Origin of the sequence: Methylobacterium oryzisoli (assembly GCF_046557895.1) — a bacterium.
GTDB lineage: Bacteria > Pseudomonadota > Alphaproteobacteria > Rhizobiales > Beijerinckiaceae > Methylobacterium > Methylobacterium oryzisoli.
Genome location: NZ_JBKIBX010000015.1, coordinates 54,690 through 68,328 on the forward strand (window position 1 = coordinate 54,690; position 13,639 = coordinate 68,328).

General features: G+C 64.6%; 14 protein-coding genes. 3 read left to right on the plus strand and 11 right to left on the minus strand.

Translation table 11 applies throughout. The features are described 5' to 3' along the window. Positions 1-574: 574 nt before the first annotated feature. The 9 genes from ACKUB9_RS16355 to ACKUB9_RS16395 form a co-directional block, all read right to left on the minus strand. The gene (locus ACKUB9_RS16355; RefSeq protein ID WP_407523701.1) at positions 575-973 is read right to left on the minus strand and encodes a response regulator; all 399 of its coding nucleotides are present in this window, start codon (positions 971-973) and stop codon (positions 575-577) included. A gap of 903 nt (positions 974-1,876) precedes the next feature. Beyond that, positions 1,877-2,242: a Ros/MucR family transcriptional regulator gene (locus ACKUB9_RS16360; protein ID WP_407523703.1), complete on the minus strand. Its 366-nt coding sequence runs from the start codon at positions 2,240-2,242 to the stop codon at positions 1,877-1,879. 428 nt (positions 2,243-2,670) lie between these two features. Further along, entirely contained in the window at positions 2,671-3,018 is a 348-nt protein-coding gene (locus ACKUB9_RS16365) for a hypothetical protein (protein WP_407523705.1), read from the minus strand. A 210-nt stretch (positions 3,019-3,228) separates the two neighbouring features. Beyond that, positions 3,229-3,486 carry a hypothetical protein gene (locus ACKUB9_RS16370; protein ID WP_407523707.1) on the minus strand — a complete coding sequence of 86 codons (258 nt, stop codon included), beginning with the start codon at positions 3,484-3,486 and terminating at the stop codon, positions 3,229-3,231. A gap of 15 nt (positions 3,487-3,501) precedes the next feature. Continuing rightward, positions 3,502-4,271, minus strand: a protein-coding gene (locus tag ACKUB9_RS16375) for an IS5 family transposase (protein WP_407523709.1) whose coding sequence is annotated in 2 segments (ribosomal slippage) — positions 3,502-3,956 and positions 3,956-4,271 — 771 coding nt in all. Because the reading frame shifts where the segments join, the coding sequence is not laid out codon by codon here. A gap of 74 nt (positions 4,272-4,345) precedes the next feature. After that, the gene (locus ACKUB9_RS16380; RefSeq protein WP_407523711.1) at positions 4,346-5,062 is read right to left on the minus strand and encodes an SDH family Clp fold serine proteinase; all 717 of its coding nucleotides are present in this window, start codon (positions 5,060-5,062) and stop codon (positions 4,346-4,348) included. A 572-nt stretch (positions 5,063-5,634) separates the two neighbouring features. Further along, positions 5,635-5,871, minus strand: coding sequence for a hypothetical protein (locus ACKUB9_RS16385; RefSeq protein WP_407523713.1), 237 nt, complete (start codon positions 5,869-5,871; stop codon positions 5,635-5,637). Positions 5,872-6,007: 136 nt separating this feature from the next. After that, positions 6,008-7,342, minus strand: a complete 1,335-nt coding sequence (locus ACKUB9_RS16390) for a calcium-binding protein (protein ID WP_407523715.1) — start codon at positions 7,340-7,342, stop codon at positions 6,008-6,010. A gap of 628 nt (positions 7,343-7,970) precedes the next feature. Then, a complete protein-coding gene (locus ACKUB9_RS16395; RefSeq protein ID WP_407523717.1) occupies positions 7,971-8,369 on the minus strand; it encodes a response regulator in 399 nt (132 codons plus the stop codon). A 299-nt stretch (positions 8,370-8,668) separates the two neighbouring features. On the opposite strand from ACKUB9_RS16395, the gene ACKUB9_RS16400 reads away from it, so the two are divergent. Genes ACKUB9_RS16400 through ACKUB9_RS16410 form a run of 3 tightly spaced genes read left to right on the plus strand, consistent with a single transcriptional unit; the run spans position 8,669 to position 10,299 of the window. Further along, positions 8,669-9,760, plus strand: a complete 1,092-nt coding sequence (locus tag ACKUB9_RS16400) for an IS5 family transposase (RefSeq protein ID WP_407523882.1) — start codon at positions 8,669-8,671, stop codon at positions 9,758-9,760. Between the two features lie 56 nt (positions 9,761-9,816). Beyond that, positions 9,817-10,104, plus strand: coding sequence for a hypothetical protein (locus ACKUB9_RS16405; RefSeq protein ID WP_407523719.1), 288 nt, complete (start codon positions 9,817-9,819; stop codon positions 10,102-10,104). Then, complete coding sequence (locus ACKUB9_RS16410) at positions 10,105-10,299, plus strand: PDZ domain-containing protein (RefSeq protein WP_407523884.1); 195 nt, start codon at positions 10,105-10,107, stop codon at positions 10,297-10,299. A 249-nt stretch (positions 10,300-10,548) separates the two neighbouring features. On the opposite strand, the gene ACKUB9_RS16415 is transcribed toward ACKUB9_RS16410, so the two are convergent. Continuing rightward, a complete protein-coding gene (locus tag ACKUB9_RS16415; protein WP_407523721.1) occupies positions 10,549-13,056 on the minus strand; it encodes a CHAT domain-containing protein in 2,508 nt (835 codons plus the stop codon). Beyond that, the gene (locus ACKUB9_RS16420) at positions 13,056-13,451 is read right to left on the minus strand and encodes a hypothetical protein (protein ID WP_407523723.1); all 396 of its coding nucleotides are present in this window, start codon (positions 13,449-13,451) and stop codon (positions 13,056-13,058) included. The genes ACKUB9_RS16415 and ACKUB9_RS16420 overlap by 1 nt, the downstream gene beginning before the upstream one ends. Between the last annotated feature and the right edge of the window lie 188 nt (positions 13,452-13,639).

The window sequence follows — 13,639 nt, forward strand, 5'->3', positions numbered from 1 at the left end:
CAATCGTTAAATCCTCACCACACCCTAGGCTCTCGAGCCTCGGTCGGCGCTTTTTTGCCGCCATGAAGCACCCCGACGATCCTCATCACCTGCACGCTCGCGCCACCCTCATCAGGCCGCTGCTGCACCCGCGCGAGTTCGGCCGCGCCTTCGATCCGGTACTCAGCGGCGTGGCCGATGGGCTCGACGCTCTGTTCCCTCCAGTCCCGCATCCGCACCGGCTGAACGGGACCGATCGGGAGCCGATGCCAAGCGCCGATGCCAAGCGAGGCACGGGGGTGCGGCGGGATGCTTCACACGACCGGTGCCCGGCGAGCCTGCTAGCGTCGCATGGTGTCAGGCGCTAGGATGGGCGTGATCTCCGAAATTGGTCCGACTTCACGCCGGCCGAGTTCCCCTCGCGCCGGCGTCTCTTTGCGCGCGCAAAAAGGGACGGACCGGGTGCGGGACCGCTGCAATGGTCGCACCCGGTCCGCAGCCCGCGCCCTTGGAGGACGACGCGGACGGCATGATCCTGACCGAGGCCGAAGACGACCCGCAAGCCACTTCGCTGCCACAGGAGCAGGACAGCACATCACCCGACTGCAGCCAGGATCTTGTCCTGCAACGTCTGCGGCGTGAACGGTTTGAGCATGTAGCCGTCCACCCCTGCGTTCTTGGCCGCCAGGATCGCGGCGGCATCCGTGCGGGCGGTCATGATCAGGAACCTAATCGCGGCGAACTCCTTGTCGGCCCGTACCGTGCGCAGCAGCTCGAAGCCCGTCATCGGCTGCATGTTCCAGTCCGCGATCACGACATCGTAGGGCTGCTTGCGCAGCATCTGCAGCGCCTCGTCGCCGTCCTGCGCCGTGTCCACGGTGCCGAAACCGAGCTTCTCCCCGATGGCGCTGACGATCTGGCGGACGATGATCTGGTCATCGACCACGAGCAGGCGCTTGTCGCTGAACGGGGTTCGCTTCAGGCTCTCCGTCATCTTGCACTCCGCGCCAGGGCAGGACGTAACGCTAGGCCATCAAAGTCAAGTTGGATTGGGGTTGCGGGAGATCAGCCCCAGCGGCCAGCACCCGGCGCGCGCTGAGGAACCGGCCCTGATCATGTGCGGTTGTTCTGCTGCACATGATGACTTCCCCTTCGACGCCGGCCGGCCGTCCCCCCGCGCCGGCGTCCCTTTGCGCGCTGAAGGGGCGGACGGGCCGGGCACGTGGCCGCTGCAAGGTCCGCCACCCGACCCGCCGTCCCGCGCCGGAAGAGGCCGCTGCCGGGATGCGGAACACGGAAGCTTCGCACGGACCTGTTCTCCCACAAAGAGCAGGCCGCGCCTGCTGACCCGGAGCGGGCCGGGCGCATTGCGCCAGCGGGTCTTCCGTCGTGCACCCGGCCCGCCGTCCGGGCCAGGAGGGCGGCACGGACGGGCGCGATCCTGACCGAGGCGGGAGGCGATCCTCGAGCCGCCTCTCTGCCGCAGGAGCAGGGAAGAACAACCGCGCGCTTGTCGAGCCCTGCGGAGGGCCGATCGACTGAGCCTCGACTACGCGCCGGCTCGAAGCGCCCGAGAGGACTTCCGAACATTGTTCGGAGGTCCCATAACGTGTTCCATACTCGCCCTTATGCGGATCGACCGCCCTTGCGCGTGCGCGCCGGATCGTCTCGCGGCGGGTCGTCACATGGGCGGAGCGGCCAGCCTCAGGCATCCAGCGGATAGGGGAATTCATATAATGTCTGCACTGATCGTGAATGCTCGCTGGCGCTGCTGGCGGCCTGGCGCTCGTCGCCGCCATGCACCCGCGTGTCGCGCGCCTCTGGATCCGGAGGGTACGGTGACGAGCGGGCAGCGACCGGACCGGGATCATGGCCGCCCGGCCGCTGCCCGCGGCGATTAAGCGGACTGCCTCCGCCGCGGTCCGCCGAGACCGATGGTCTTGGCGAGTTCGGAGCGCTGCGCCGCGTAGTTCGGCGCGACCATCGGGTAGTCGGCCGGCAGGCCCCACTTCGCCCGGTACTGGTCGGGGGTGAGACCACGCCTCGCGAGATGGCGCTTCATCGTTCGGTAAGACCGTCCATCCTCCAGGCTGATGATGTGATCTGGCGTCACTGTCTTCTTGATCGGCACCGGCGGTACCAACGGTTCACGCTCGGGAGCGGCTGGCTGACCGAGCCTGAGGAGCTGGTCGTGGACGCTGTGGATCAGCGCCTGCAGCTCACCCATAGGAATGTTGTTGTGGGAGACGTATGCCGAGGCCATCCTGGCCGTCAGAGTCACCCAGACCGGATTAGCAGAGTTTTCGTTCCTCACCGAGTCACCTCTTTATTGTTGAGGTGAGCAAGTTGCTGATGCATGGCAACCATGTCAATGCATCGAGCTGCGACATTCTTGAATGACGTTGGCGCCCGCACCGACCCTATTAGCGATCTAACATGGCAGAGTGATCGTTGTCGTTCGTCAGCCTCACCCCCCGCACCCTCATCGTAAACATTGCCGAATGGAAGCCCATGGTGACCGCGCCTTGAGCAGCACGCCGGTGAGAAATTCACCGCGCTGGGGTGGCAGCCTCGCGCGTGGCAGTGCACGGCGGTGGTGGTGTCGCCCTGCTCGCGCAGGAAGTCGACCGTAGGCGGGATGATCTCCCGGCCCTCGCGGTCGTAGGCGCGGGGCGGGTTGCGGCGCATGGGTCAGAAGGGATTCGGCACGGTCTGCGTGGCGGGCGCCTGTCGCTGCGGGGCTGGCGAGCGCTCCCGCTGGGCCGGCGCCGCGGGCTGCCGCACGTTCACCTGCTCGGCCTTGCAACGCGACGTCGGCGGGCTGCCGCATGTCTCCGCCAGCGCGTCCCAGCCCACGCATCGCCCGTTCGGGCCCCGGTAGCCCGGCCCACCCTTGCAGCCGCAGCCGGAGCAGCTCGCCGCTTCGGCCTGCCGGGCGCAGAACGTCGGCCCCACGCCGATCAAAAAGCTGAAGGCGAGGGTTCCCAGGAACGTAATGTGGATCGCCCCGCGCCCGCGAGACTGCTCGTCCTCGGTCATGACTCCCTCGCCAGCAGATCGCCGTCCGGACCGGCATTCGCCGGCAAAGTCCGAATCCTCCACCGGGCGTTCTGTCGCAGGCTGGTCAGGTACTGCCATGGTGCCAACTACCAAGTGGTCACGCCAGCCCTGCCGCTCGCTCGGCCGGTGTCACATCGGGCGGCCCGGCAGCACTCTCCCCCTCCAACTAGGCCGGGCCGCCTTCGCGCCTCACCCTGTCCGCGCCAGCAGGATCGTCGTCCGGACCGCCATGCGCCGCCGGCCTTCCGGCGCATCCTCGCGCGCCAGGATCTCCGTCGCGTAGGGGCTCGCGAGCACGGCCGCGGCGATGTCGAGGCTGATGCCCTCCGCGATCTCGCGCGGGCCCGGCGTTGGGTCAGCGAGGTAGCCGGCGACGGCCGCGGTCATGTCGTCGTCGGTGAGGCGCTTGGCCTTGTAGAGGTCGGCGAGGGTGGGGGTGTCGGGCACGCGAGCTACGGCCTGTTATGGCTTGAGCCAGTCGAGTGCGGCGGCAAGGCAGAGGACACCGGCGAAGCTGGTGGCGGTCTTCTCGTAGCGCGTGGCAACAGCGCGCCACTCCTTCAACCGCGCCCAGAGACGCTCGACCCGGTTACGGTTGTTGTAGATCCACGCCGGACAAGCGACAGGAGCCTCGTGCCGCTGCGGCGGGATCGCAGGCCGTGCGCCCATGCCCCAGATGTGCTCGCGAAAGTGGTAGCTGGTGTAGCCGCGGTCGCCCACCACCCACCTCGGCACGCCCGGCAGCTGATCGAGCAGTAGGATGGCCTGAGGCAGTTCATGCGCTTGCCCAGGCGCGATCCGGAAGGCGATGGCGCGACCAGCGCCATCGGCGATCACGCAAGCCTTGGTGCCATAGCCGCCACGAGAGCGGCCAAGCGCCTCACGATGGTCTCGCTCAGCTTGAGATCCCCCCTTCGCGCAGCCCCAGCCGCCTTCTGGTGAGCGCGCACGCTGGTGCCGTCGAGGAACACCATGCCGAGTTGCACGCCGCGTTCTTGCACAAGGCTGAGGAGCCGCTCCCAGACGCCGGCCCGCGCCCACCGGATGAAGACCTGAGCGGCACGCCACCAGGGTCCGAGTTCAGCTGGCACAGCGCGCCACTTGGCTCCATTCTGATGGCGCCAGAGGATGGCCGAGACGGTGCGGCGCAGATCCTGAGGCGGCGTCTTGCCCTTCGGCCGGCAGGCTTCGACCAGCGGCTCCAACTCGGCCCATTGCGCGTCTGACAGCATCGCTCTTCCTCGTCCACGAGAGGCGAAACGCTCGCCGCATCAGGTGGTTCAAGCGATCACAGGCCGTAGACCCGTCAGCCAATTACCCAGGCGTTTCCGGCTGAATTTTCAATCAATTTGACTGCCTGCGTGCGTGCGAAAGTGGCCATGTAGGAATGATGCACGCTAAGTAAATTTTCTTGCAGCTCTTGATCATCTTCAACGGCAACAACATTCAAGCCAATGGTCCGACATTTATCAATCAGATAGTGCTCACCATGCTCTGTGTTTTCGCTATAGCTCATCAGGCCGCCAACTGCGGCCTCAGCCGCAGCTTCGGGGTCCTCCAAGTGAGCGAACATATTGCCGGCCAGCCAACCCTTGACCATTGCCCGCGCACCTTTCACGGAACGCTCGCAATCAAGGATAAAGGCCGGCGGATACTTTGCGAAAACAGCCTGCCAAACAACTTGGCGCACAGGATCGTGTTTGATGTCCTCTATTGCTGTGTCGACTTCAGCAAGTATACCCATTGCCGGAAGCCCGTTGATTTGCGGGTCCGTCGGCCCCAAACAGGAATGTTTGGCCATGAAAATCTGACGCGCAGCGCAGGCCATCATGGTCCCAACGCTCATCGCCATGTGGGGGATTAGCACACGCAGATCTGTGCCAAACATCTTGTAGAGATATTCGACCATGGCTCGGCCAGCTTCTATTCCCCCGCCTGGGGTGTGAAGCACGAGATCAAGGCCCTTCGACCGATCAAGACCGTGCACAACGGCCATCAAGCCGTTCATGTCGAGATCACTCACCGCGCACTCTGGATGCATTCTCCCGGAAGCATCCCTGCGGAGAAGGAACCCAGAGTAATACGCAATAACTGGCCTTTGAAGCTTTGCAGACAACTGGCCGAGATATTTATGCCTTACCGCATCTTGGGCATTGGGAACTCCTTGACCCTGGAGCGAGTCAATTTCCAGGTTGATCTCGTTCCAAGTCGGCATGCTTGATCTGCGAAGTGTTGGACCTGATAGTCACAGGTGTGAACTCTCCATACCCGGAGAGCGAGGGAAAAACGGGCGCGGTATGAGGAGTATACTTATGCAGCGGTTCGACTTGCGCCTCCTGCTGCCCGACGAGAGAAATGCCGAGCGCCTGAAGACTTGCTTGACGATCCGTCATTGATTTCCTCGCCCGGCGTTTAACCTGATCATTGCGCGTCCGTAGCATGGTAGCCCCCGTCGTGCCAATCACGATGCGAGGCCGGAGCCAACCTGCGTCGCGGTAGGCGGTTCCGACTTGCAGCATCAGAAGTTCGGCATTCGAGCACGCGATTCTGCCGCGGAGCTTGCCGTCTCGAACGGGTCCCCGCATTCAACTTAGTTCACAGCCGCTTGTCCCCGAACTCCCACACCACCACACCCCGATGCCGCGGCTTGTTCCGCTGGCAGCGCCACAGGTGCACCCGCAGGAACTCCGCTGTCACCTCGCGCACCGGGTAGGCGCAGGGCATCAGCACGCCGCGCCAGTCGCCGCGGGTCGCGCCCGACTTCGGGTGCACGTTGAACCGCGTGAGAATGTCCCACCCAAGCCGGTCGACCTGAAGCTCAGGCTCGTTCACGGAGCGGCGAACCTGCAAAGGGGTCGCGAGCGAACACCGTGATGAAGAATGTGGGACTCGGCAGGCTGGAGCGTCAGGACAAACCATCCTGAGAGGAATGTCCTGACGCTTTCATTATAGCTAAGCGCGCCGCAACTTACACGAAGACGAAGTTGTCCTGTGTGAAGTTCTTGGCTGCCAGATCAGAAACCGACTGCACATCCGTGAAGCGCGCAATCGACACAACATCGTTCTCGCCCCGCACATATAGCAGGCTGCCTACGTTGACAGTCGAATTATAGTAGACGATGAGATCACCGGTGGCTTCACCGTTGACGGAGGCAGCGGCTGCACCTGCCGAGGCGAATGCCTGATCCGTGAGCACCATCACGCTCTGACCGGTGGCTCCGGAGGCGGCACCGCTATAGAAGCTGTTGACGCGCGTCGATGCCCCAGCTGACGAGTTATTTACGAAATTCGCGCCAAGTTGATCAACTCCAAGCCCTGCGGCATCGAAGTTCAGTCGGTCCTCCGCTGCGTTGAAGTCCGTGATGTTCGTGAACCCTGCAGCGGAGGCGCCGTTCACAATGGCCTGAGGATTGTTGAACTTGAATTCGAAGATGTCGCGGCCCTGCTCTCCGGTGAGCGTGTCGATGCCTTCGCTCTGGTTGAGGATGTCGTTGCCCTGACCGCCGCGCAGGTTGTCGTTGCCGAGGTCGCCGCGCGCGGACTCGCGTCCGTCGTCGCCGAACATGACGTCATCGCCCGTGTCGCCGAACATCAGATCGTTACCTAAGCCACCAACGGTGGTGTCGTTGCCTTCGCCGCCCGAGACGAAGTCATTGCCATCCTGGCCATAGACACCGTCGTTACCGGATTCGCCGAAGACGAGGTCATCTCCGAGCGCGCCGATAACTGTATCGTTGCCAGTACCTCCCCGGACCTGATCGACGCCGCTGCCGCCGTTGACGACGTCGTCATCCTCATCGCCGTAGACAAGATCGTCGCCGGCATCTCCGTACACAGCATCACGGCCATTGCCGCCCGAAACGAAGTCATTCTCTGAGCCGCCCTGGACGAAGTCGTCGCCGTCTTGGCCGTAAACCAGATCAGCGCCCGGCTCACCGACAAAGAAATCATTTCCGGCTTGACCGAACAGGGTATCGTTGCCTGCGTTTCCTGCAGCGTAGTCGTTCCCGGTACCGCCGTAGATCACATCATCATCATCTTCGCCAACGATTTGGTCGTCGCCTTCGTCGCCGAAGATTAGGTCTCGTCCCGGGCCGCCTGCGATATAGTCAATATCGTTGCCGCCTGAGAGAAAATCGTCGCCCTCCTCGCCCTTGATGCGATCAAAGCCGTCCTGGCCAAGAGCAATGTCGTTACCCAGACCAGCGAAAATAATGTCAGCGCCTGCTGCTCCCGAGATCGAGTCCGCAAGCGGTGTGCCGATCAGGTTATCGTCGCCCAAGGTGCCATTGATGGTCGCCATTGCGATCCCTCCCCGCTCGCCGTGAGCCGGCAGCAGGAGGAAGCTAGGTTGGGTAGCAAGCAAATCAATAACGCGCGATATAGTCGGTGCTCGACCGCTGAACCGAAGCGGCCATTCCGATGGACGTGTTGGAAGCCACGTACGAGACGTGCACTCGATCAGGCTGTGAGCGAGCTTTCGTGTCTAGTGCGGTCGAGGCGCCCGACGCGCTGGTCCAGTGCCGTGATCGATGTAGGAGTCCGCGAGCCTCGCGCGAAAGGAAGTACGGGCCGGGCGTCTGTTCTCCCGTGTGTTCTCAAGGGGTCCGCCGCCCAGCCCGCTGTCCCCCGCTTGGAGCGCGGGACGGACGGGTTGTTGCACGAAGTCGATCGCGCGTCCCTTCCTCCGTTCGGATTAGTCCAGACGAACAGCTACCCCGGCAGGCCCTGCCGGAAGCAGATCAACCGGGTCTCCAGCCAGTCCTCAGGTTTGAAGCCGGGCAGGGCGGCTGGCCCGGCGAGAGGCCGGTGAGGCCGCGGGACCATTCGAGGACGGTGGGGGAGGGGGCAGCATCGGACATGCCAACACGCCTACTGCCTGGAGATGGAGTGGAGCTTGCCTGGGCGCGGTGGCGGAACACCGGCCTGTGTCAGGCTGCCGTGGCCAGGATCTTGTCGCGCAGAGCCTGCGGCGTGAACGGCTTGAGCATGTAGCCATCCACCCCCGCGCTCTTGGCCGCCACAACGGCGTCCTTGTCCGTGCGCGCTGTCATGATCAGGAACTTGGTCGCGGCCAGGTCCGCGTCGGCCCTAACGATGCGCAGCAGCTCGAAACCCGTCATGGGCTTCATGTTCCAGTCCGCGATCACGACGTCGTAGGGCTGCTTGCGCATCATCAGAAGTGCCTCATCCCCATCCTGCGCCGTGTCCACGGTGCCGAAGCCGAGCCTCTCCCCGATGGTGCTGACGATCTGCCGGACAATGATCTGATCATCTGCGACGAGCAGCCGCTTGCCGGCGAACGGGGTTGGCTTTGTCGGCTCGGTCATGGCGCATTCCTACCAACGCTGACGCCCGAGTTGGGGCAGAGAGCCGGAAAGTAGGATTGGGGCTACGCGAGGCTAGCGACGCAGCGCCACAGTCCAGAGCTTGCAGCGCGGAGACCCGGACAGGGCAATCGACTTGACGAGAGGCTGGCGAGGCCAAGGGATCACTCGAAGATGGTGAGGGAGGGCGGGACGGCCCGTGAGTCGAGCATGCGCCCCATCTAGCAGGGTGCTGAAAAACCCCGTGGCACGCGGGACGGCGGCGTGATTCACTCCCGATGGGACTGTTGTCGGGGGCGGGAATGCGGGGATCAGACACACGCTCTGGATCGCTGTTCTCCTACGTGGACCTGGAGGCGCGCGTCAGAGCCAACCACCCGCTCCGCACCATCCGGCAGATCACCGATGACGCCCTGCAAGCCATCAGTGGTGTGTTCGCGCCGCTCTACTCGCGGGTCGGACGGCCTTCGGTCGCACCCGAAATGCTGCTCAGGGCCATGCTTTTGCAGGCGTTCTACTCCATCCGCTCAGAGCGGCAGTTGATGGAGCGGCTGGAGTTCGACCTCCTGTTCCGCTGGTTCGTGGGTCTCGGCATCGATGAGGCGGTGTGGGACGCCTCCGTGTTCGCCAAGAACCGGGACCGGCTGCTCGAAGGCGACATCGCGGCCAAGTTCCTGGCTGCCGTGCTCAGTCAGCCCAAGGTGACGCGCCTGCTCTCCACCGAGCACTTCAGCGTGGATGGCACCCTGATCAAGGCATGGGCTTCGATGAAGAGCTTCAAGCCGAAGTCCGACCAGGATGCGGACGCACCGCCTACCGGCGGACGCAACGCGGACGTCGACTTCCGCGGGCAGAAGCGCTCAAACGACACACACCAGAGCACGACCGACCCGGAGGCGCGGCTCTACCGCAAGGGGGCCGGGCTGGAAGCCAAGCTGTGCTTCATGAGCCATCTCCTGATGGAGAACCGCGCGGGCCTGCTCGTCGGCACTTGCCTGACGCGCGCTGACGGCCACGCGGAGCGGATCGCGGCCTTGGCGATGATCGAGCCGCGAGCCGACCGGTCCCAGGCCATCTCAGTCGGGGCAGACAAGGCCTTTGACGCCGAGGATTTCGTCAATGAGCTGAGGTCCATGAACGTGCGCCCGCACGTGGCCCAGAACACGAACGGCCGGCGCTCGGCCATCGACCGACGAACGACGCGCCATGCGGGCTATGCCATGAGCCAGAAACTGCGCAAGCGCATCGAGGAAGGGTTCGGCTGGATCAAGACGGTGGCGGGCCGACGCAAGACCCGCTTTCGCGGCAAGGACCGGGTGGGGTGGGACTTCACCTTCGCGGCGGCGGCCTACAACTTGATTCGGTTGCCGAAGCTGCTGGGAGCCCTGACGTAACGCGCCGCGCGTCCGGGCTGGCCAAGGCCTTCCAAGGCCGGTGGCGGATCGTCGAGATGGACCTGTGGGACAACGACTATCTTGACCTGCTTGAGCCGGCCCACATCACCTTCGCGGGCGAGCACGACGGCCGCTTCGTGTTCGGCGCAGTCCAAGGTAGCCTCGACGTGCGCTACGGATCGCGCGACGGTTCGGCTTGCGCTGAGTTCTCCTGGGAAGGCTTGAACGACGCTGATCCTGCCTGCGGCCGCGGCTGGGTGATGCCGGGCACCGCGGGCCGGCTCGTCGGGCACATCTTCATCCACAACAGCGACGATTCGGGCTTCGTCGCGGAGCCAGACTGAATTTTTCAGCACCCTGTTAGTGGCCTTCGCGTCGGGGACATCTTGGTGGCACTGGACGGTCTGGCCGTGGACGGGGCCGACGAACTCATCCGTCTGCTCGACGCGAGCTACATCGACCGCCCGGCGGAGGTCACGATCCTGCGGGAGGGCGCGCTGCTGCGCCGGAGCGTAAGACCGCGCGAGCGGACCCGGTAGCTCGGGGTCTGGGTCGATTGGCTCACGGCCCAGGCCCCGGACTGCAATTGATTGCAGCAGGCGATGCCCCTCCCGAGAGGTCCAGGGCGCGAGGAGGCGATCACGGCCATCGACATGGCCGCCAAGACCAAGCTCGGCGAATCTCGCGGGCCACTACCATCCCCGCGGCTCTGCCTTCCGGCAGCTTCTGTGACGGTTCCGCTGGCCTCGACGCATCAGGCACCGACTCCTCCCTCGCATCGTCATCGGTTAGCGGACCGCGAGCAGTGAGAAGCCGATCCAGCCAGGCAGCGGGGCAGTTCCTGCTGCCAGCAGTTCCCGCTGCGTCTCTGCAAAGGCCTCGAGCGGCAGCATGCCGTCGAGACGCCGCCGATGATACCCGGTGAACAGCGCTGCACTCGCCGCCGGTGCGGTGGGCGTGATGCTCGTCAACACCGACGCCGCCCCCGCCTCGAGCAGACTTGCCAGCAACCCAACCAGATCGTCCCCGAGCATCTCGACGTCGCCGATCCGGCTAGGACGGACTCCGGTGCTGCAGGCCGACAGCGTGACTTCAGCGAAGGGAAGCGGGCGCAGTGCGATCTCGGCCGCGGTGAGCAGCCGGTCCGTCAGCACCAGCGCCGCGCCGGCTGGATCGTCGCGCAGGAAGACACCGTGTGTCGCGATGTGCAGCGCCGCGCCCGCCGCCTCCTCATGCGTGAGAAGTGCTCGGAACGCGTCCAGTGTCGCCTCCGGGCCGACTCGAGGCGCGCCGATGAGGCGGTCACCATAGAGCGCCGCCAGCCCTGCGAGTTCCGCCTCCGTTTGTGGCAGCGCGAGCGCCGCTGATCGCGGCACCGGCGCACCGAGCAGTGCCACGCGCCCGCCGCCTGTGTTACGCGCCGCCAGAGGCACGATGCAGGCGAGGTTGGGCAGGGTCGCAACCGGAAGGAGCTCGAACAGCCGACGCCCGCCACACGTCATCGCGGGCCAGGGCAGCAGGTTGAGACGCCCATGCGGGCAGACCAGCAGCGCCCGCGCGGACAGCACCGTGCTGAGCACTTCCTCCGGAAGGAAGGCTTCGGCTGAGAGATTCCACTCTGCAGGATCGTAATCGCGCTCGAATTGCTCATGCGCCGGCAGTGTGACATTGCGTTCGAAAGTTGCCAGTGCCTCGACTACTGGCAGCGGTAGGACGATTTCGTGCGCCGTCACCTTGCCACTCGTCAGCAACACGACGGTCAGAACGTTCCCTGCAAGGAACAATTGGACTGCGACCTGCCCAGCGGCTTGGAGTGTGGCCAGTGTCGCTGGGATGTCGAGCGACGTTGATGGCGTATCTACGCTGGCACCTGCCCTCACGCGCATCTGCTCGATAAGCGCGGCGCGCGCCGCGATATCGGTCGTCGCCTCCGGCGCGGCCTCGCCATAGGCCGACACGAGGCCATCGATGCGCGCGCCGAGTTCGTCCAACCGTTCGACGTCCTCCGACTTCGGCGCCGCGATCACTCCGGCCGCTAATGAAAGGGATAGGAAGCGCGACTTGGCGGCATCGGCGTAACGGGCTGCCCGCGTCCCATCGCGATGTGTGACCGCGCAGGCAATCGCTTCGTTGAGCATCCGGCGGGCCGTGCGTAGCGCGAGATTGTCGAGGCGGAAGCCGAGGCTCGCAGTCCGCACCTGATCCAGCGCCGCGACGGCGGCATCGAAGGCAGCCAACGCCTCACCCGCTCGCGAACTCGCCTCCTGTGCGCGGGCAAGCTGCCAGTGCGCCTTCCAAATCGACTCCCACTGCCCGTACGCGATCTCGCCATCGATTCCCGCGGCAGCGTCCTCAACCGCCTCCCGGCCTCGCCCAGCCTCATTGAGGAGCCTCGCGCGCAAAACGCGTACAGTGCCGCGCTTCTGCGTGAGCCGTTCGTGGACGTCGAATGCCGGCAGCAGCTCGTCAACCAGCCTCAGCGCACCCTGGAGATCTCCTCGCAGGCGCAGGATGTGGCATTGCTGCAGGCGCATCGCCTCCCCGGCTTCCGGCGCTATCACGGCGTAAACGGGATGGAGGCGATCCAGGGCGGCCTGCGCGATATCAAGCCAACGGGTACGCGCGGCCCCGTCCGCCTGCTCCGCGCGGTCGAGCGCCAGATACATCTCTTGCGCGTCGAGATTGATAGCCCGGCTGTCTTGAAAGAACGTCTGCAGCGGGTCCGTCCGCCCCTCCTGCATGCGATCGAGCCGAGCGCGGAGTTCGTGCAGGTGCGCCTCACTGCGTGAGAAATCGCCGAGCCAGTGAAGCGTCTCCGCGATGGCGAGCCCGACCTTATGCACTGGGTCGATCTGCCCGGATGGAGGCTGTGCCTCGCGCTGCAGGCGGTCGCGCTCGACGTACAGCACGGCAAGAACGGTGGCATACCGCCCTGCTTGGCGGAAGTGGATAGCTTGATCGGTGGCCATCCGCGCGATCAGCGCCGGATCGCCATATTCCTCCGCGATCGCCAGACCCCGCTCGAAGGTGTGTCGTGCCGCTCGGTGATCGCCGGCCGAGGCATACAGGTCGCTCAGTGTCCCGTATTCGTTGACCGCCATTTCGACCGTGCTGCGCTGATCCGCAGCTCCATCGCGGCGCGCCTTGTCGAGCACTGTCTCGATCGCCTGACACAGGGCGCTACGCGCCGCGATCCGCTCAGCGAGTGTGGCAGTCATGGTCGCCAACACCCGGCGCTGCGCCGCACCCAGCGCAAGCAGCAGATTTGCCTGCTGCAGCAGATCCTTGCCGCTCATCAGCTCATCTCCACACCGCTGCCTCGTGCCAACTCAGTCGCGAGCAGCTTCTCAAGCAATTCGCGACTCGCGCCCTCCACCTTGATGGGCCCGTTACGGCTTGGAATGGTCAGGGTTATGCTTGGATGGCGCTGCCGAAGTGCGAGCAGCTTGTCTGCGATTTCTGCTGCAAGCTTAGTGACTTCCAGCGCCGGCTTGATCGCAGTGGCGAAGACGAGGAGATGGGGTCCCCACTCGACGGCGTAGCGCCAGACATCAACAAGCCCGCTCATGACGGGTGCTGGCCGAATCTCGGCGAAAAGCGCTTCTCGCAGCTCGTCTTGCAGCCCTGGTGCATCCGCGCCTGGACCGGAGATGGCGATGACAATCGAAGCTTGCTTCGGCGCTACACTCATTGAGCGACCCCCGATGTTCGGCGATTGGCAGCAAGGCCCTGAGCACCTTCTCGGCGCTTCCCTTATTAGGATAATAGTCCAAGAATTCGCACCATGTCGGCCAGCCCTGATGACCGGCGAATTTTATAGCATACCATTTGTCATTACTAACGCAACATCTTACTCTCAGTTAGTATCCCTATTGATAT

Excerpts from the sequence above, each read along its gene's own strand:
- ACKUB9_RS16400 (WP_407523882.1), top strand. The coding sequence starts at position 8,669 with ATGCGGGGATCAGACACACGCTCTGGATCGCTGTTCTCCTACGTGGAC.
- ACKUB9_RS16360 (WP_407523703.1), bottom strand. The coding sequence starts at position 2,242 with ATGGCCTCGGCATACGTCTCCCACAACAACATTCCTATGGGTGAGCTG.
- ACKUB9_RS16420 (WP_407523723.1), bottom strand. The coding sequence starts at position 13,451 with ATGAGTGTAGCGCCGAAGCAAGCTTCGATTGTCATCGCCATCTCCGGT.
- ACKUB9_RS16365 (WP_407523705.1), bottom strand. The coding sequence starts at position 3,018 with ATGACCGAGGACGAGCAGTCTCGCGGGCGCGGGGCGATCCACATTACG.
- ACKUB9_RS16390 (WP_407523715.1), bottom strand. The coding sequence starts at position 7,342 with ATGGCGACCATCAATGGCACCTTGGGCGACGATAACCTGATCGGCACA.
- ACKUB9_RS16415 (WP_407523721.1), bottom strand. The coding sequence starts at position 13,056 with ATGAGCGGCAAGGATCTGCTGCAGCAGGCAAATCTGCTGCTTGCGCTG.
- ACKUB9_RS16395 (WP_407523717.1), bottom strand. The coding sequence starts at position 8,369 with ATGACCGAGCCGACAAAGCCAACCCCGTTCGCCGGCAAGCGGCTGCTC.
- ACKUB9_RS16355 (WP_407523701.1), bottom strand. The coding sequence starts at position 973 with ATGACGGAGAGCCTGAAGCGAACCCCGTTCAGCGACAAGCGCCTGCTC.
- ACKUB9_RS16405 (WP_407523719.1), top strand. The coding sequence starts at position 9,817 with ATGGACCTGTGGGACAACGACTATCTTGACCTGCTTGAGCCGGCCCAC.